This is a genomic window from Streptomyces sp. NPDC002130 (assembly GCF_040296465.1).
GTDB lineage: Bacteria > Actinomycetota > Actinomycetes > Streptomycetales > Streptomycetaceae > Streptomyces.
Map to the genome: position 1 here is coordinate 1 of NZ_JBEOXI010000081.1, position 19,346 is coordinate 19,346.

Sequence of the window (19,346 nt, forward strand, 5' to 3'; positions counted from 1 at the left end):
GGCGCCGGACCATCGGGCCGTACGACGTGCACGGCCGGGCGGGCCGTCCCCGTCGGCCGTGCCGCAGACGGTGCCTCGGGCATCGTCGTCCCCGCCGCTCGTGCGGGAGCGACTCCGTTTTCCGCGGTCGTCGCACGCGGCGGCGGGGCGAGCGTCGGCCGTCGAGCCGGACCGCTGAGGGACTCGCGCGGGTCCGTGGCCCTGGGCACGGGCACCGCCCCTAGGGTGGCCGCCGGTCCTGTCGGTCGCTGCGCTCGTGCCGTGTCCGGGGTCCCCGTCCCATGGTTCGACGCGCCCCGCGGCTCGGATTCCCCACCGTCACCGGCCGGGGCACTGACCCCGGCCCCGGCGGTGGCTCCGGCCCTCGCCGAGGCCGCATCGCCCGCCTCGGCAACGTGCCCCCGCATGGCTCCTTCGCCCGCCTCGGCAACGCTGCCCGGCACAGCCGCGCGCCCGGGCACGGCCACGTCGGCGTCTGCCCTCACCTCACCTCCGGCCGCCCCCTCCCCGGTCGGCCCAGCCTCGCCGGTCGTGGGGTCGGCGGCGGTCACCGCGTCGGCGGCGGCGACTTCCGGCTCCCCGCCGACCGGTTCGATGCCCAGCCGTCCCAGTTCCGCCCACAGCGGGGCCAAGGCCTGCTCGCGGTCGAGGTGGAAGCGACTGCCCCGGATCCGGACGAACGTCCAGTCGACGCGTTCCAGGTCGCGCTGTCTGGCGGCCGCGGTGGAGGCGTCCTCGCCTTCCGCGAAGACGTCCCCGTCGCACGCGACCGCGAGCCGGCGCGTTCCGCCCTCCACGACCAGGTCGATCGCGTGGCGGCCCACCTTGTAACCGGGACGGACCCGGTGGCCCCGAGCGGTCAGTTCCAGGTACACCTGCTGCTGGAACAGGCTGTCGAACGCCTCGTGCCGGACGTCGGGCAGGACCTCGCCCTCGACCGCGACCACGTCCTCCTCCGCGGGACGGGTGAGGTGGTCGAGCCACCGTCTGCGCAGGTCGTTCTCGTGGAACTGTTCGGCCCGCGCGCTGTGGAACACCCACACCTGGTCCTGGGCGCGCGAGGCCGCCACGTTGATGCGCTGCTCGTAGGTCTTGCCGTTGAAGCCGCCGGGGACCGCTCCGGCGGCGGTGGTCGCCGAGTTGACGAACGAGACGAACATGATGTGCCGCTCGTCGCCCTGGAAGTCCTCGGCGTCACCGACCCGGATGCGTCGCTCCTCGCGCTGCTCGTAGTCGAGGCGTTCGGCGAGCAGGTTCTCCAGTTCCGTCAGGTGGCCCTTGCTCGCGCGAAGGCTGATGACGCCCATGGTCTTGCCGTCGTAGGCGGGATCGGCACAGCAGCGCACGATCGCGTCGACGAGGGCTTCCGCCTCGGCGCTGTTGGCCAGCCGCGTGTTGGCGCCCACGGCTTCGCCGGTCTCCACGTACACCGTGCGGACCGGGGGCAGCCGGTCGGCGCCGTACTGCCGCAGGGGCAGCAGATCACGGTTGTAGCAGAGGTCGTTGGAGAAGGAGATGATCTCCGGCATGCACCGGAAGTGCTCCTTGAGCATGAGTGTCCCGCGGCCCGCCGACAGCGCTTCGGTGAGGTCGAAGAAGCTGGAATCGGGTCCGAACAGGCTGCGGACATCCGGTTCCAGCGCGGTGAGCAGACGGTCCCGGAGGTGGAAGTACTCGTCCTGCTTGAGGCCGACGTTGGACGGACTGACCTGCTTGCTGTCGCCGACGACGACCATCCGGTCGGCGAGCCAGCTCAGCAGCATGGCCTCCAGGCCGGACTGGCTGGCCTCGTCGACGATGACGACGTCGAACAACCCCGGCCGGTCCATGGGTACGGTCTCGGCGACCTGGTGCAGCGGCATGATCCAGGCCGGCACCGCGGTCTGCGCCTTACGCAGGGCGGCCTGTGCGTCGCGCCGGTAGCGGTGCTGGTACTTGCCCTTGATACGGCGTGCGGCCTGCTGGTAGGCGCTGAGCGCCCGGGACTGGTCGCCGGTGAGCAGGCCGAGACAGCGGTGCCAGGCGCGGGCGGCGGCGAGCCGCGCGAGCATGATGCGGGCCTCGTCGTCGGCCTCCGTCAGCCGTCGGCGCAGGGCACGCTCGGCCTCGGGATCGGTCAGCCGTTCCATGCGGTCGCGCCACGCGGACCAGGCCCAGGCCTCGGTGAGAGAGGGCAGTCGGGCGTCCCAGGTGCTGTCCTCGTGTGCGGCGGTGATCCTGTCGGCCAGGGCCGGGAACACCTCGCGGACACGAGTGAGGGCCACGTCCCGCTCAGCTCGCAGCCGGGCCGCCTCGCGCACCTCGGCCATCTCCTCGCCGAACGCCCGGTAGCCGTCGGGGTCACGGTCGCGGACGGCGCCGAGTGCGCGCACCACGGCGGGTGACACACCGGGCCGGTCGCCCCAGACGCGCAGCAGTTCCTCGGCGTCCGCGATGACCTTGCGGGACTGTTCGGCCGCGCGCAGGGTGGTCGACGCGCGCAGCAGGGTGCGTACGGCGTTCTCGACCGACGGATCGTGCCAGGTGGCGACGGCGAGGGTCGGGGAGGTGGCGGCGGCGGTCAGGACGTCGGTGCGGGCGGCGGCGACGGCGAGCAGCGCGTCGAGCATCTCCGCGTCCTGTCGCAGCCGTGCGAGGCGCGGTCCGTGTCCCTGCCAGGCGGCGACGGGCGTGCCCCACTCGGACTCCACTTGGGCCAGGCGCAGTTCCAGCCGGACGCGGGCGAGGACGACGGCCGACGTCGGGACGTCCTCCGGCGCTCGGCCGTCGACGCGTACGTTCTCCGCGAACACGCCGACGGTCTTCGCCAGCTTGGAGCGCATCCCGAGGGGGCCACGCAGTTTCTGTCCCTGCCCGAGGCCGTCGTGCAGTGCGGTGGCCTGGGCGAGCGCGGTGGCCGGGTCGTACTGCTCCAGGCCGCTGACCATGGCCGTACCCAGGGTGGCGAGCGAGTTGTCGACGGCCGCCAGGGTTTCGGTGACGGCGGCGCGCCGGCTGCGTGCCTGCCAGTCCTGCCCTTCGGTCACCTGCCTCAGGAGCGCCGCGGCCCAGTCACCGGCCGCGGCGGCGAGGGCGGCAGCGCGGGCGCGGGTGGTGGAGAAGGTGTCGAGCGCGGAGGACAGCCGCTGCTGTTCTCCCTCGCCGAGGCTCCTCACGGCGGTGTCGTACTCGGCGCACAGTGGGTCCTGACGCGCGGCCGTGTGCGCTTCCTCGGCGGACCGTACGACGCGTACGGCCTCCTCGAAGTCGCCGGGGCCCGGCAGTTCGGAGGGGCCGGGCACCTCGGCCGCGAGGGCCTGGTGGTGCGGGGTGTACGCACGGGTGGTGTGCAGCAGGCGCAGGGCTTCGTCGGCGCTCAGGGCCGGCTGTTCCTGCGGGACCGGGCCCAGCCAGTCGTACCGTTCCGCCTCCGCGGTGAGCCGTCCGGCGATCTCCTGCAGACTGCCGCTGTAGTCGCCGATCTCCGCCTCGAAGCGGTGGGTCTCCTGTTCGCGCAGCACGGCGAGGTCGCGCAGCATGGCCCGCTGTGCGGCACGCGCCTGGGCGAGGCGCGTCTGGAGGGTGCGGATCTGCTGGTGGGAGGCCTTCTCGTCGTAGCCCGCGTACTCGCCGAGGATCCGCTGCACGGACGCCTCCAGCTCCCGCTGGGCGGCCGCGCCGTCCTCGGTGCGGCTCACGCACAGGTCGCGGACGGACTCCGGAAGCTTGTCCCGCAGCACGCGCAGCGCGCGCGGGGTGTGGCTGGTGATGAGGACGCGCTTGCCCTGGGCGAGCAGGTCGGTGACCAGGTTGGCGATGGTGTGGGTCTTGCCGGTGCCGGGCGGCCCCTGGACGACCACGAGCCGGTTGGCGCGCAGGCGTTCGGCGATCGTGCGCTGCTCCTCGTTGGCGGGCAGCGCGAAGTACATCTCGTCGCCGCCCTGCGCCTCCCCGTCGTCTTCCGCCGCCGCGAGGTCCGCCGCGGTCAGCGCGCCGTCCCGGCCGGCGATGTGGCCGAGCAGCGCGGTGGGCGGCGTGCCGGCGTCGATCTGCCGGGCGATGGCCTTGAGGGCGTCCATGGTGGAGCGGCGGCTGCGCTCACGCAGGACGAGCGCGGGAGTGAGCCCCACCTGGGGGACGTCGAGGCTGCGCGGCTTCGCGCGCTCGACGGTCGGTGCGTAACTTCCCGCGCTGTGGGCTGCATTGACCCAACTTCGCAAAGCGGTGTGTACGGCGTCGAGGTGCTCGGGGTCGGTCACGTCCGAGGCGTCCTCCAGCACCTCGACGATCGTCTCGCGCACGGCGCCCGGCACATGCTGAGCCCCTTCGAGCATGCCCTCTTCGAGTTCCAGGCCCATGCCGGTGGGGTCGGGAGCGGCGGTGAGCGTGCCGGTGGACGGGTCGAGCTGGAGGGTGGCGCGGTGCGTGACGAGGTGCCGTTCCACCCGCTGCCCGGTGCTCGTCTGCCAGGTGAGCCGGCCCAGGCCGAGGACGAGTTCGTACGCCTCTCCGAGGCCCGCGGCGTCCTCGTGCATCTTGTGCAGTCGGTCGTACAGCCGGACCTGGGGGTCGATCGCTCGGCGGCGCTCCGCCCAGGCGAGCCATGCCTGTTCCCAGGCGGCGTACAGCTTCTCGATCTTCTCGCGCTGGGGGTGGTCGTCGAGCACGTGGTAGGTCTTGTCGAGCGGGATGCCCTGTGACCAGTCTGGGAACTCGGGCTCGATACGCCGTCGCAGGTGCGGGGCGCGAGGCTCCTTGAAGTCGCGGACACGGGTCTCGTCCACCCAGGGCGCGAGCAGGGCCCTGGGCTGGGGCGCTTCCTCCCTTTCGGGGCGGGCGACGGTCAGCCAGGCCGGGTCGTCCCCGGCGAGAGCGCCGTCGGTCATCACCTCGACGCCGTCGCCGTCCGGCAGCTCGTCGAACCACACGGCGCCTGCCGCCCCGTCGAGCGTGCGCACGGGGCGTGTCTTCGACTCCTCGGCCTCGGCGAGGAACCGGAAGATCTGCCGGACGCGGGTGGCGTCCAGATCGTCGGCGGACACCTCTAGGGCCAGTGACCGGGAGGTCTGTCGCCCGGGGCCGGTCGGCTGGGCCGGGACGGCGTCGAGTCCGGTGACTGCTGTCTCCCGCTCCCCTCCTGCGGCCGAGACGGCGCGCCCGGCCCCGCTCGCGGCCCCGGTCACATGCTCCGGGGCGCCCTGTGGCTCAGCGAACAACGACTGCTGTTGCTCACCGAACAGCACGGACTGATCGAATGCGATCGGTACAGGTCGCTCGTCGGCCACCGTGGCGGCCACCGTGCCGACCGCCGGCGCCGTGCCGAACGTGACGCTCCCCCGGTCGCCGGCCGGGAAACGGACCTCGATGTCCAGGTCACCGGCGGTGCCGGGCGGAATGCTGTACGCCCACGTGACGGAGACCCTGCGCCCGGCACGCAGGGTGCCCTCCAGCTCGTCGTCGATGACGTCACTGCGGTAGTCCCGCACCTGACGGCCCGTCTTGCCGTACGGCCCTCCCCGCACCAGCAGCGTGACCCCGTCGAGTTCGAGTGGCCGCCCGGTGCCGTTGCTCAGGGAAAGGGTGCAGCGCACCAGGTCGTCACCCTGCCGGGATCCGTGACTGTCCTCGGCGTCCGCCAGCACGTGGGGCACCACGTCGTGCACCCTCACATACAGCCCGTCGTCGTACTGGTAGACCGAACCGACGAGCTGCAGCCCGTCACTCAGCCCGCGCTCATCCTGACTCACACGCCCACCCCGCCACTGCTGCTGAGGGCCATCCGGTGGCCCGTCCGGTCATCCCGCCCTGACCACCACGAGCCCGATCACAAGGCACCCCCCGGCGCACGAACTCGAGTGTGAACTGAGCACACATTGCGAGCGTAGCAGCAAACGCGGACATCCATCGCACCTTGCCACTCATCTGCAACAGACTGCATCCGGCGAGCGATCACCACCGGCACTGCGCCAACCCGGACCACCCAGACGACACCTTGGCGCCCGACCCCCTTCTCGGCAACAGCGTTGACTTAGTTCACAATTCACGACAGGCTGTCGGCGATGTCACCCCAGAGGAAGGGCAAAGGTGCCATGCACATGCAAGTGGTCGACGTGTCGCCCCAGTTGGCGGCAGAGTGGCTCACCCGTAACACCAACAACCGACCGCTCAGCAAGGGCACGGTGCAGCACCTGGCCGGTCAGATCCAGCGCGGGGAATGGCAGCTGACGCACCAGGGCATCGCCTTCGACGAGGACGAGGTACTCATCGACGGACAGCACCGCCTGGCAGCCATCGTCAAGGCCGGCGTCACCGTGCCCCTGACCGTCACACACGGCGTGCCACGCACCGCGTTCACCGTGATGGACACGGGCCGCAAGCGCACCGGCCGGGACGCGCTGGCCCTCGCGGGGGAGGCCAACGCGACCCACCTGGCGGCCGCACTGCGCGGACTGCACCTGTACCGCAACTCCCCCAACTCCCCTTGGAGCGGCGGCTCGTCGGTCACGAGTAACGACCAACTGCTGAACCTGCTCGGCGAGCACCCCGGTGTCCGCGATGCCCTGCACCACGGCATCGCACTGAACCGAGGGTGCCGCATCACCGTCACGGCCGCGACGATCGGCTGGTACGTCACCAGTGAGGCCCGGCCCGACATCGACCAGTCCGACTGGGAGGCAGGGGTCGTCACCGGGGCCCGCCTTGAGCCGGGCGATCCACGTCTGACGTTGCGCAACACCATGCTCAACCTGGCCCTGGGCAACGCGCACCGGCGCCGCGACGACTCACGCGAGCACCTGCTCTACTACCTCAAAGCGTGGAACGCGTGGGTCGAGGGCCGCACCATCAAGCTGTTGCGCCGCTCCCCGAACGAGACGATGCCGCGCATCTCGAACCGTTCGTCCCTGACATCGGCGGACAACGGCGCCTGAAAAGGCATAGATTCAACGGACAACTGCCCATGGCGCACAAGGCGTCGGACATGAATGGGCTTGCCCTGTGCCTCCGTCGGGGGTGCTCGTAGAGAAAGGAGGCGCATGCGCGCCCAGGAGATCACCTTCCTCAAGCTCGTCCAAGGGGACAAGCAGTTCCAGGTGCCGCTCTATCAGCGCACGTACAGCTGGGGCAAAGAGCAGCTTCAGCGGCTGTGGGAAGACATCGGGGAACTGGTCGAGCAGCACCTGGCCGGAGAGCCGGCCGCGCCGCACTTTCTCGGCTCGGTGGTGCTCGCACCCGGTCAGATCCAGGCGGGCGGCGTGCAAAGGTGGCTCGTGGTCGACGGGCAGCAGCGGTTGACCACGCTGATGCTGGCCTTCACCGCCCTGCGCGACCACCTGAAGGAGTCGGGTGACGCGCGAGGGGTGGATCGGGTGCACCGTCAAGTACTGGTCAACGAGTTCCACGAGGGCGCGGACCACTATCGGTTGCTGCCCACACAGGCGGACCGGGACGCCTACACCGCCTGCGTCCAGTCCCGGGCGGATGCCGGCGGGGGCGACAACATCGGGGCTGCCTACCGGTTCTTCCGCGGTGCCCTCGCCCAGGACCACGAGGCGGGCGACGAACGGTGGGCCTCAACGGTCGAGACCGTACTCAAGGACCTGCTCTCCATCGTGGAGATCACCGCCGAGCCCGGCGACAACGTGTACCGGATCTTCGAGTCGATCAACAACACAGGTGTCGGGCTCAGTCAGAGCGACCTGTTGCGCAACTACGTGTTCATGCTGCTGCCCAAGCGAGGCGAGCGGATCTACCAGGAACTGTGGCTGCCCATGCAGCAGAGCCTGGGCCCGAAGAACCTCGAACTCCTGGTCTGGCTCGACCTGGTGGTCCGCGGCCACTACAAGACCAAGCAGAGCGAAATCTACCGCGAGCAGCAGAAGCGGCTCCAACCACTGGCCGGCGACGAGGACGCGTTGCAGCGCGAGATCGAGCAACTGGCCGAGCGGGCCGCGAGGTTCCTGCGCATCGTCGAACCCGCCCGCGAGCAGGCTCCCGCCCTCCGCGCGATCCTGGAGCGTCTGGCCTCCTGGGGTGGCCAGACGCACTACCCGCTCGCGTTGCACCTGCTGGACCTTCTGGCGGCGGGCAGGACGACGCCCGACGAAGCGGCTCAGGCGCTGGGCTACGTCGAGTCGTATCTGGTACGGCGCCTGATCTGCCAGACCCCAACGTCCAACCTCAACCGCATCTTCATGGAAGCCCCGAAGGAGCTCGAGACCGACCGGCCGGCCCCCGAGGCGGTAAGGCGGTTCCTGTCCGGCCGACGCAGGCGTTGGCCTAGCGATGAGGAACTGCGCGCGGCGGTCCGCGCCAAACCGTTCTACTGGTCCGGGCGCCCTTCTCAGCGAAGCTACATTCTGCGCCGTCTCGAAGAGAGTTACCGGGCCTCCGAGCCCGTGGACTTCGCCAAGGCATCCCTGAGTGTGGAGCACGTCCTGCCCCAGCGCCCCGCCCCCGCCTGGTTCGATCTTCTGGCCGAGGAAACCGAGCCGAACCAGACTCCGCAGGAACTGCACGACCTGCTGGTGCACACGCTTGGCAACCTGACGCTGACCGGTGACAACGCCAAGCTCTCCAACCACCCGTTCGAACGCAAGCAGCAGATCCTCGACGCCAGTGCTCTGCGCATGAACCTCGAGATCGCCTCGGCACAGCGCTGGGGAAAGGCGCAGATTCTCGAACGGGCCGATCGTCTGGCCGACCGCGCCGCTGAACTGTGGCCCGGCCCGATCGGAGGGGTCAAGCCGAACGGTGAGGAGTCGCCGGGCTGGGTCGAACTGCGGGCCGCTCTCGTGGCGATGCCGAGCGGCACCTGGACGACGTACGGCGATGTCGCCGAGCTGATCGGCAGCCATCCGGTGCCTGTCGGGGCCTACCTGGGCGCCAACACGGGCGTGATCGGCGCCTACCGCGTACTCACTGTGGAGGGCAGGGTCTCCCCCTCGTTCCGCTGGGCGGAAGGCAGTGACCGGCCGCCTCCGCAGGAACTGCTGGCGAGCGAGGGCGTGCGCTTCGACTCTTTCGGGCGGGCCCACCCTTCCCAGCGCCTGTCCGCCGCGGAGCTGGCCACCCTGCTGGGCCGGGACGTGGTGCAGCCCTCCGCACACGATCCGCTGCCCGAGGGGGAAGACACGGCGGCGGCCGAGCGGTTCCGTGCGCAGCTGCGCGAGAATTGGCCTGCCGCGTTCGAGGGGGTCGTGGCGGCCCTCGAGTTCTGGCGCCGCCAGGGCGGCCATGTGACGTACGGCCGGCACGAGGAGACGAGTTGCTTCCCCATGCTGGACCTCGGAACCAGCCATGGGCCGCGCCTCATGTGGCCGGTCGGGATCTATCCCGTCAGCGGAACCGTCGAGGTGGTCTTCCAGTACCTCAAGACACGCAGCCCCTTCGACGACACGGAGCAACGCCGGGAGCTCCTGAACCGGCTGAACAAGATCGACGGCATCGACCTGCCCGAGGCGAAGCTGGAGCTGCGTCCCTCTTTCCCGGTCAGTGTCTTCGCGGAGCACGGCGACGAGATCTGCGAGGTGCTGGACTGGTTCGTGGGGGTGGCGGCACTGGATCTGGCACGGCGGGACTGAGACGGGAGGGTGTTCCCGCCGGCCTCGTCGCAGGCCGCCGGATCACGTCGGGGGATGCGGTGCGTGCTGTGACGCCGAGGGCACGATCCTCGGCGGCATCGGGCGGGGCGGATGCCCGTAGGCGGCGTGTGCGCGGTCCTGCTCGCAACGCCAGATCGCCAGCAGAGCCTGGTCCGTCTGTGGCACGGCCAGCCCGGCGGACCTGAGGATGTCGCGGAAGAAGGGAACGGGCCCGCCATCACCACCGGTGACGAGGGCCGAGAGCAGCGGTACGTCGGAGGAGACGTTCCTGTCGACCGTGCCGAGCAAGTCGCGAGGGTCGCGTGGTCCCGCACTAATACCGAGGCTTTCAAGCGTCGTCGTTCCGCCTTCTGCCGCCACGCTGACGAGTTGCCGCATGAGCCGCCCGACGGGATCCTCCGCAGGAGGAGACGCGGAGCGCGCGGCGGACCGCTTGGCGCCTGCGGCCAGCTCGGAAGCGCGTCGGTACCGCTCGACCCGGGCCAGTTGCTTGACCTCCCTGTTCGATTGATCGCGCTTGGCCGCCCTGGCGCTCTCCTTCGCCTCGGTCAGCGCCATGTCCATTGCGCTGACGTAGTGGCCGAGTGTCATGCCGGCGACCACGGCGCGCTGCGACGCCGGGAGTGTCTTGCCGTCATGCAGGGCGAGCCAGATCTGGGCGGCGCTGAGCGCTGCCCGCGCGCGCTTGCGCGGCGCCTTGGTCAGAGCGGGCAACATACCTTCCAGTTCGCGCACGAGGGACCGGAGGTATTTCACCGTGGAGGCGCCCGGCGCCACAGTCGCGCCTTGGTGCTTCAACATCAACGCGTGTCGGTCGAACGGACGCCGGCTGCGGACAGGGCTGACCTGCTTGATTCGAGACGGTACCTCGACCGTCCTGATCGGTCGTTGGACTGCCGGCTGCGTCGGCTTCAGGGACAGCCGATCCGGCATGGTGCGTGGAGGGACACCGTATGCCGCGAAAGCCCGCTCGGTCTCGACGGCCGCCCAGCGCTTGATGCGGGTCGACACGCTCGAGTACAGGACGCCGACTCGCGAAAGAACCTGGGAAAGGTAGGGAAGCGGCTCCCCGTGCTCCCGGAGCAGCGCGGAGAGCAGGGGGACGTGCTCCCGCAGCGGGCTGTCGACTGCGACCAGCAGCGACTGTCGTTCAGCGATCGAGTACTCGGCCAGTTGGGGACTGACCGTGCGGGCCAAGGTCTCCCACGTGGTCGTGGACTGCAGGCGCGCGTGGTGCGCCAAGGCATCACGCACAGCGGTCACCAGTTCGGACTTGGTGAGAGGTACGGGCTCCGCGGTGGCTGGGAGCCCGGACTCCCGCCTGGCCGCGACCGACTTCGGTTCGTTCTCTCGAGACGTCGGAGATGTCGGGGCCATCTGCTCGGAGGTCGCAGGAGGCGTCCACAACCCGGTCCGCTGGGCTTCGAGTGCGTTCAAGCGTACGTACCGGCTCGCCTCGACCGCCCACCCCGTGATGCCCTCGGCGACGAGCAGCCGGGCTCCGTCGGTGACCCGGTAGACGTGCTCGGCGGGCGGTGCCGGACTGTCCGCCGGGAGGGAGATCAGGGCCCGGACGATCGGACTGTCCATGGGCCTCAAGTCGGCGACGAGAAGGCGCCGATTCTCCGCTGTGAATGGAGAGTCGGCAGGGGCGTCGGCCTCGGGCGCGAGAGCGAAGACGAGTCCGCCTTGGAGGGGGAACGCAGTCGGTTTGGGACGGGGCCGGCTCAGGCGGATCCGTTCCTTGTCCGGCGTGACAAGGCCGGACGGCGTCAGAGCACAGTCCTCGAGCGGGGTCCACGACACCGTCCGGTCTTGTGCCTCGGCTCCGATGTGGACTCGGCGCTCACCGCCCACCGTTTCGCAGCGGACCCGGAGGCAGTAGCCGTGACGCCCCAGGAGTTGCTGGGTGATCGCTCCCTCGGACGCGAGGATCCAGTCGATGTCGTCCGCTTCCGCCGCTAGTTCGTCGTCAGCCCGACGCCACGCCCGGTAGTCCACGGCGGCGAGCTGGAAACGCAGGCGGCGCCGGCTGTCGGACAGAAGCACGTCAACCGCGTCACCGGGCCCGGTGCCGAGATCCCGGGTCTGCACCTGCCCTCGCAGCTGCCGCTTGCCGAGGAGGCGCTGGACGCCGCGCTTGATGAAGAGGTGGTCGGCGCTGGATTCGCCGTTGTTCCTGCGGTGGCAGGCCGGGGCTGTCGGGTGGTGGGCGAAGTGGCAGACCTTGGTCGTGTAACGACAGTCGCTCAACTCACCGCCGCAGCCGCCGAGCTGCAGCCCGCACCAGTAACTGTAGTTGGGATGCGCCTTGCGCCACCGGTCCAGCTCCCAGGCGTCCATCGGCAGGATGACCGGGTGATCGGAGTTCTTGTGGCCGATCACGGCTGTCTGCACGAGACGGTGGTCGAGCATGGGACCTCACAACGGGACGCCGGAACACATCGTGTCCGGAGAACAGGTGACGCTGAGGCCATCAGTATGCGATTCATGCACTGAGTTCACAAGAAATGCATAGAGATGGTCGATCTGACGTCCATGGGCTTCCAAGGCACATAGGCTCGCGTCGCACACGTCGACGGCCGGGGAGGGGACCGCGATGCGGAAGGGCAGTGTCGAGTACGCGCAGGCGTTGGACGCCATGGTTGGGGTTCTGCGGGATCGGGCGCGCCGGGGCGCGGAAACCGTGGAGTACGGCTTGCTCAGTGCCGAGCTGGAGCGTCTCGGCCATCATGTGCCGCCACACGAGGGCCCGATGCCCCACCTGCTGGAGGACGCGTCCGCCGAGGGGAGCCCGGACGGCTCGCTTCCACTGCTGTCGGCCCTCGTGGTGCTGAAGGAGTCCGGCGCGCCGTCGAAGGGGTTCTTCCGGCTGGCTCGCCGTGCTCCGTATCACCGTTCCGGCGATGACACCGAGTTGTGGGTCAACGAGCTGAAGGAACTGGCGAGGAACTACGCCGGCGGTTGACGCCTCTTCTCCGGTGCAATCGAGCCGGGCGGTCCACCATCCGACTGGCTGCCCAGCAGAAGCACCGCTCTGATTACCCGTCACACCTGTCGGCCCGTTCCTGGCCGTTTCTCAGTTCGAGGAAGTACTCGTGAGCGCAATCGGCTCCGGCGGAAGAGTCCAGCCGGCCCGTCCCGGCGACCCCTCCCGCATAGGCCCCTACCACATAGTCGGCCGCCTCGGCGCCGGAGGCATGGGCACCGTCCACGCCGGAGTCACGTCCGACGGGATGCGCGTGGCGGTCAAGGTGATTCACCCCGAGCAGGCCCAGGAGCCGGAGTTCAGGGCTCGTTTCCGGCGCGAGGTGGAACTGTCGTCCCGCGTCACCGGTCCGCACCTCGTCCCACTGCTGGCCGCCGACCCTGACGCGCCGACGCCGTGGCTGGCTACCGCCTACGTTCCAGGGCCGACGCTGAACGAGCACATATTCGCTCAAGGGCCGCTCACCGGCGGAAGCCTGTACGCCTTCGCGGCGGCCACGGCACAGGCGCTGGCCGCGATCCACGCCGTGGGAGTGGTGCACCGTGACGTGAAACCGCAGAACGTCCTCCTCACACCCGCCGGTCCCCGCGTGCTGGACTTTGGGATCGCGCACGCCGCCGACGGCACCAGTGTGACCCGGACCGGGATCATGACCGGAACCCCCGGATGGATCAGTCCCGAGCACTATCGCCAGGGCAGCGCGGGGCCGGCGAGTGACATGTTCGCGTGGGGAGCACTCGTGGCTTACGCGGCCACTGGACGGCTGCCCTTCGGAGCCGGTGCACCCGATGTGGTGGCCTTCCGCGTGATGTCGGGCGAGGCCGACCTCGACGGTGTCCCCGTGGCACTGCGCCGGACCGTGGAGAAGGCGCTGGCCCAGGAACCGGGTGACCGCCCGTCGGCGGTCGAGGCCGCCGAGGAGTGCGGGGTGTTGCTGGCCTCCCAGGTCACGCAGGTGGCGAGTGCCGATACGGTGCCGGCGACAGCCGTCGACCTGATCACGGCGGTCTGGGATGTACCACCCGCTGAGGACCCCACGTGGCAACTGCCCAGGGACCGAGGCCGTTCGAAGAAGCGACTGGCCGGAGCTCTTGTCCTCACGGCAGGCGTCGTCGGCGGACTGACCGGAGGAGTGGCGGCGCTGCTGCCCGGCGACAGCGGAAACGGCCACCGTCCGTCCTCGTCCACGTCACCACTTGAGGCGAAGGAGCCCGCGCAGTCCTCCGCGAGCACTGCGAAGAAGGACCCGGCGGCGAAGCAACAGGTCTCCAGCGACGGCGAGGCGAGCGCGGCGAGCTGGCAGGAGGCGCGAGCAGCACAGGGCGCGGGCGAGCACGACGTGGCCCGCGCTGTTCTGCACGACGAGGGCGTGGAAGCCCAGGACCTCAGCGACGGCGCCGACTTCACGCCGGAGACCGTGCGGTTCCACGAGTCGCGCCGCGAGGTCTATCTCTCGTACCGGCTGACCTCCGACGAGCAGGGGGTGATCTACGCGGAGACGGAGATCGCCAGGTCGATGTGCCTGACGCTGCGGGACGTCGTGCTCCGCCTGCACCCCGACCTGCCGTACCGCACGTACGTCATGGTGAAACAGGAGCAGGGTGAGGCCCCCGAGGTGACCTGGGAGGACGACTTCGTCACCAACTCCGACTGCCAGTCGGCCGCCGACAACGGCACCGGGCAGGACACGGACGGTTCGCAGGAGTGGCAGCCGGACGAGGACGGTCTGGGGCAGGCGATGATCCCCAGCACGGACAGGGCGGAGATCCGGGTCGCGGACGGCGCCGTCAGGAAGATCATCGCGGGCACCAACGGGATGAGTCAGACGCTCGGAACGGGACGTGTGCTCGGCAACGCGGAGATCAAGGTGGGCTTCGACCCCGTCGACTCGGCGATGTACGTCTGGTCGGACTACGTGCAATGGAACGAGCAGCAGGTCGAATCCTGGGCGGACATGGCGGCCGCCAAGGCGTGCCGGGCCCTCGTGAGCGAACGGGAGAGCGCGGGCAGCGCATGGCCGTACTCGCGTTACGCCGTCGCGGAGATCGGCGCATCCGGCTACCTGATGATCCGCTCCGGCACGGCGACCACACAGGCGGACTGCCCTGCCTGAGGCGAGAGAGCGAGCGCGGGTCGGAGTTGACCCTCGACCTTGTCGAGGGCTCAGGGTTCCGGGTGTGGAGAACGACATGCGCAGCATCGGGGAGATGGCCCGGGACGGCGGACTGAGCGTGAGCGCGCTGCGGTTCTACGACCGGGCCGGTGTGCTGGTCCCCGCCTGGGTGGATCCGGTCAGCGGCTACCGCTGGTACGAGCCCGGGCAGCTGGAGGAGGCCCGGTTGCTGGCCCGGCTGCGCCGGGCGGGCATGCCGCTGGCGGACATCCGGCTCGTGCTGGCCGGCTGGGCCGGGGCCGACGCGGACCTGGTGCGCGGTCTGCTCCAGGCGCACCTGCGCCGTCTCGAGCTGAGGCTGTCCGATGCCCGCGTCGAGTTCTCCACGCTCCGAGCTCTACTCGACCGCAGGGAGACAGACCCCATGACCTCGCTCCACACCGCCAACGCCAACGCCCGGTTCTCCGTCCTCGCGCCGGAACTGGGCGCCGCGCTGGACGCCGTCCGTTTCGCGGCCGGTACCGACCCGGAGCTGCCGATGCTCGGCGGAGTCCTCTTCGACGTCGAGGGCGACGGCCTTCACCTCGTGGCCACCGACCGCTACCGGATGGCGGTCGCGCAGGCGCCCACGACCGGGCACGGCGGGCTCCGGACGCAGGTCGTCGTGCCTCTTCCGCTCGTCGACTCGATGCGGGCGCTGCTGACGGGTGAGGAGCCCGTTCACTTCGCGGTGGACGGTGACCGCGTGACGCTGGAAACCGGAGACCGGCAGACGGCCGGCCGGAGCATCGGCCATGACTTCCCCGACTACCGCCGTCTCGTCGCCCTCCCGCCCGGTCGCCGGGCCCACGTCGATACGGCGGCTTTCCGTCAGGCGCTGGAGACCGGCCCGGTACGGGTGAGCGAGACACGTGAGCAGGACGGTGAGCCTCACGACCTCAGTGTGCTCAGGGTGGCGGAGAACGGGTCCGTGATCGTATGCGACGACGGTGACGACGACCCGGGCAACGTGGCCGTCAACCGCGAGTTCCTGCTGGACGCGCTCGCCGCCGGGGCCCGGAACGAGCTCATCCTTGAACTGGGCGCCTCCACGGCACCGCTCGCGATCCGCCGGCCCGACGACGAAGGCGCCTTCTCGCTCCTCATGCCGGTCCGGCTGGACAACTAGGTTCCGCCTCGGCGGATCCGGTTCCCGACGTAACCGGTTCCGCCGGCGGACGACCACTGCGGGGCGCACCGTCACCTCAGCCGAACTCCTGCACGCCCCTGCCCAATTGGGATGTTGCTGTCCCATACTTCGCAGGTAGGGGCTGGTCCCATACCGCGTCCGGGGCCGGGGGATGGGGGACGGTTCATGGCTGACGCACATCTTCGATGGCTCCAGGAGGCGGTTTCCGTCTTCGGCGCCGAATGCAAACGGAACCTACTGGGGCCGGGTGACCGCGAGGCGGCCATCCGCACCCCTCTGGAGCAACTGCTCCGTACGATCGCCGCGCACCATGCCCGCCCCGAGATCGACTGGTGCCCGGAGACCCGCATCCCGCACCTGGGGGTACGCCCCGACTACGCCGTACGCGTCAACAAGGACGTGACCGGATACATCGAGGTGAAGCGGCCCGGAAGGAACATCGATCCCGACTCCTTCACCGGTCACGACAAGAGACAGTGGGAACGCCTGCGCGACCTCCCCAACCTGCTCTACACCAACGGCACCCACTGGCGAGTCTTCCAGTACGGCGCGCAGATCGGTGAGGAGGTCGTTCTGACGGGGGCATTGAAGAGCGCCGGCGAAAAGCTGACAGCCTCCGACCTCGCGGCCTTCGACGCCTTGGCTCAGGCCGTGCTCTGCTGGGACCCGCCGAAGATCCGTCGTGTTTCGGTACTCGTCCAGCACATCGCCCCACTGTGCCGCCTGCTGCGCGAGGCCGTACGGGAACAGCTGGGGGCCGAGGCGGGGCTGAACACGGCGGATTCCAAAGCCGATTGCCCTTTCACCGGCCTCAGGAGCGACTGGCGTCGACTCCTCTTCCCCACCGCCGACGACGCGACCTTCGCCGACGGCTACGCCCAGACGGTCACCTTCGCGTTACTGCTCGCCCACACCGAGGGCATCCCTGTCACCGGCACGAGCTTTCACGAGATCGGCCGCCGCCTCAACGCGGGCCACGCCCTGATGGGCAAGGCCCTGCAACTGCTCACCGACAACGTCAACGAGCGGTTCGAGGTGACCTTGAACCTCCTCGCCCGTACCGTCGCGGCCGTCGACTGGGAGACCATCCGGCAGGGCAACCGGGACGCCTACCTCCATCTCTACGAGTCGTTCCTCTCCGTCTACGACGACAGCCTCCGCCAGCGCAGCGGCTCGTACTACACCCCGCACCAGATCGTCGAGGAGATGGTCCGGCTCGCCGAAGAGGTACTGCGCACCCGCCTGGGCAAGGCGCGCGGGTACGGCGACGAGAGCGTGCACATCGTCGACCCGGCGATGGGCACGGGCACCTACCTGCACACCGTCATCGAGCGGGTGGCGCGCCAGGCGGCCGAGCGGCACGGCCACGCCATGGCTCCCGACGCGATCGGCCGGCTCGCCCGGCGGCTGTACGGCTTCGAGCTCCAGATGGGTCCGTTCGCCGTCGCCGAACTCCGCGCGGCCGACCTGCTGAAGAAGCACGGCGCCCCACTCCCGCCGGGCGGCCTGAACCTCCACGTCACGGACACGCTCGACGACCCCTACGTCCAGGAGGAGCAGCTCGCCTCGACGTACGCGGCCCTCTCCGTTTCACGCGCCCGTGCCAACCACGTCAAGGCCAACGTCCCTGTCACCGTGGTCATCTCCAATCCGCCGTACGACGACAAGGCGGAGAACCGCGGCGGTTGGATCGAGAAGCGGGTGAAAGGCCAAGGCCGCCCGCCCCTGGACGACTTCCGGTATCCGGGCAACGGCCGTTACGAGCACGCGCTCAAGAACCTGTACGTCTACTTCTGGCGCTGGGCCACGTGGAAGGTCTTCGACGCACACGCCGACGACCGGCACGGTGTCGTCTGCTTCATCACCCCGTCGGCGTTCGCCACCGGTCCGGCCGGGAGGGGTATGCGGGACTATCTGCGCAGGACGTGCGACGAGGGCTGGGTCATCAACCTGTCACCGGAAGGCCAGCGGTCGGACGTGGCCACCCGCGTGTTCCCCCATGTCGCCCAGCCGTTGTCGATCTGCGTGTTCGTACGGCGGTCCGATCACGACTCGGAACGTCCCGCGCGCGTCCACTACCGGGCTCTTCAGGGCAGGCGGGCGGACAAGTTCGCCCAGCTGCGGGAGGTGTGTCTGGATGACGGGGGCTGGCGGGACGCGCATGGGCGGGGAGTGCAGCCGTTCACTCCGGCCACGTTGTCGGGGTGGGACGACTATCCGGCGCTGGATGAGCTGTTCCCGTGGGGAAGCCCCGGCAACAAGACCAATAGGTCGTGGGTGACCTCGCCTTCAGATGCGGTTCTTGAACGTCGATGGGCTCGTCTCATCGGTGAGACGGACCTCGAGGTCAAGGCACACCTGTTCAAGGAGACTGACAGCCGCAGTCTCGACTCGCGTCCGGTAAGCCTGCCAGGCTTTGCTCATCCCGACCGGTGCATGATCGATGAGTCTCACACCGGTCCACGGCTCTTACGGGTAGGGCTACGCAGTTTCGATCGCCAATGGCTCATCGCGGACCATCGCGTCATCGACCGGCCTCGGGCAGAGCTATGGGAGTCGTTACAACCAGGGCAGGTGTTCCTCAATCAGCAGAGCAGCCATGAGATATGCGGCGGTCCCGCGCTGGTGGCGACCGCGCTGTTACCGGACACGCATCACTTCAACGGCCGGGGCGGGCGAGTGCACCCCGTGCTCCATCCCGACGGCAGCGCCAACGTGCCCACCGGACTGCTCCGATACCTGGCCGGAGCCCTCGGCCTGGACGAGTTGCCCGCGCACGACCTCGCCGCCTACGCCGTGGCGGTCGCCGGGCACGGTGCCTTCACGGAGCACTTCGCCGAGGAACTGCTCACTCCCGGCGTCCGGTTACCCCTCACCCGCGATCCGGTGCTCTGGAGCGAAGCGGTCCGCGTCGGCCGCGAGTTCCTTTGGGCGGCGACCTACGGCGACGCCGGCACCCCTCCCGCCGGGCAGGAGTCGGGCCAGGAGAGCGTCGCCTTCCCTGCGGGAGACCCACGGCAGGTGCGGTACGAAACAGGGATCGGCTCCACCGTGCCCGACACGCTCGGATACGACGCGGAGACCGGAACCCTGCGGGTGGGTCCGGGGACCTTCACGGGTGTCCCGCCCGAGGTCTGGAACTACGAAGTCGGCGGGATGAATGTCATCAAGAAGTGGTTCGGCTACCGGAAGGCCCGCCCCACCAGCCGCAAGACCAGCCCGCTCGACGACATCCACGTCACGTCCTGGCCGAGGGAGTGGACCGAGGAACTGATCGACCTGCTGTCCGTCGTTCGACGGCTGGTCGACCTCGCACCCGCGCAGCAGGCACTCACCGCGAAGATCGTGAGTTCGCCGGTCATCACCGTCGCAGACCTCACGTCGTCGGGCGTTCTCCCGCCTCAGCCCGGGGCAACGCGTGCACGGCGCCGTGTCGTCCTGGACTTCGGCCAGTCGGACGAGTCATGAGACGTC

General features: G+C 69.7%; 8 protein-coding genes. 6 read left to right on the forward strand and 2 right to left on the reverse strand.

The window, feature by feature from the left end; translation table 11 throughout:
- Positions 1-5,726 (reverse strand): PDDEXK-like endonuclease domain-containing protein (locus tag ABT116_RS17580; protein ID WP_351633971.1); only part of this gene is annotated, 5,726 nt, incomplete at its 3' end.
- Positions 5,727-6,068: 342 nt separating this feature from the next.
- On the opposite strand from ABT116_RS17580, the gene ABT116_RS17585 reads away from it, so the two are divergent.
- Together ABT116_RS17585 and ABT116_RS17590 are read left to right on the forward strand one after the other, a co-directional pair.
- Positions 6,069-6,908 carry a hypothetical protein gene (locus ABT116_RS17585; RefSeq protein WP_351633974.1) on the forward strand — a complete coding sequence of 280 codons (840 nt, stop codon included), beginning with the start codon at positions 6,069-6,071 and terminating at the stop codon, positions 6,906-6,908.
- A 105-nt stretch (positions 6,909-7,013) separates the two neighbouring features.
- Positions 7,014-9,560, forward strand: a complete 2,547-nt coding sequence (locus ABT116_RS17590; protein ID WP_351633976.1) for a GmrSD restriction endonuclease domain-containing protein — start codon at positions 7,014-7,016, stop codon at positions 9,558-9,560.
- Positions 9,561-9,602: 42 nt separating this feature from the next.
- On the opposite strand, the gene ABT116_RS17595 is transcribed toward ABT116_RS17590, so the two are convergent.
- Positions 9,603-11,996 (reverse strand): hypothetical protein, encoded by a 2,394-nt coding sequence (locus ABT116_RS17595; RefSeq protein ID WP_351633978.1) that lies wholly within the window; start codon positions 11,994-11,996, stop codon positions 9,603-9,605.
- Between the two features lie 184 nt (positions 11,997-12,180).
- On the opposite strand from ABT116_RS17595, the gene ABT116_RS17600 reads away from it, so the two are divergent.
- From ABT116_RS17600 to ABT116_RS17615, 4 genes are all read left to right on the forward strand, one after another.
- Positions 12,181-12,549 carry a hypothetical protein gene (locus ABT116_RS17600; protein ID WP_351633980.1) on the forward strand — a complete coding sequence of 123 codons (369 nt, stop codon included), beginning with the start codon at positions 12,181-12,183 and terminating at the stop codon, positions 12,547-12,549.
- A gap of 130 nt (positions 12,550-12,679) precedes the next feature.
- Complete coding sequence (locus ABT116_RS17605; protein ID WP_351633982.1) at positions 12,680-14,683, forward strand: serine/threonine protein kinase; 2,004 nt, start codon at positions 12,680-12,682, stop codon at positions 14,681-14,683.
- Positions 14,684-14,759: 76 nt separating this feature from the next.
- Complete coding sequence (locus ABT116_RS17610; protein WP_351633985.1) at positions 14,760-15,851, forward strand: DNA polymerase III subunit beta family protein; 1,092 nt, start codon at positions 14,760-14,762, stop codon at positions 15,849-15,851.
- Positions 15,852-16,037: 186 nt separating this feature from the next.
- The gene (locus ABT116_RS17615) at positions 16,038-19,340 is read left to right on the forward strand and encodes a type ISP restriction/modification enzyme (protein ID WP_351633987.1); all 3,303 of its coding nucleotides are present in this window, start codon (positions 16,038-16,040) and stop codon (positions 19,338-19,340) included.
- The last annotated feature ends 6 nt before the right edge of the window (positions 19,341-19,346 follow it).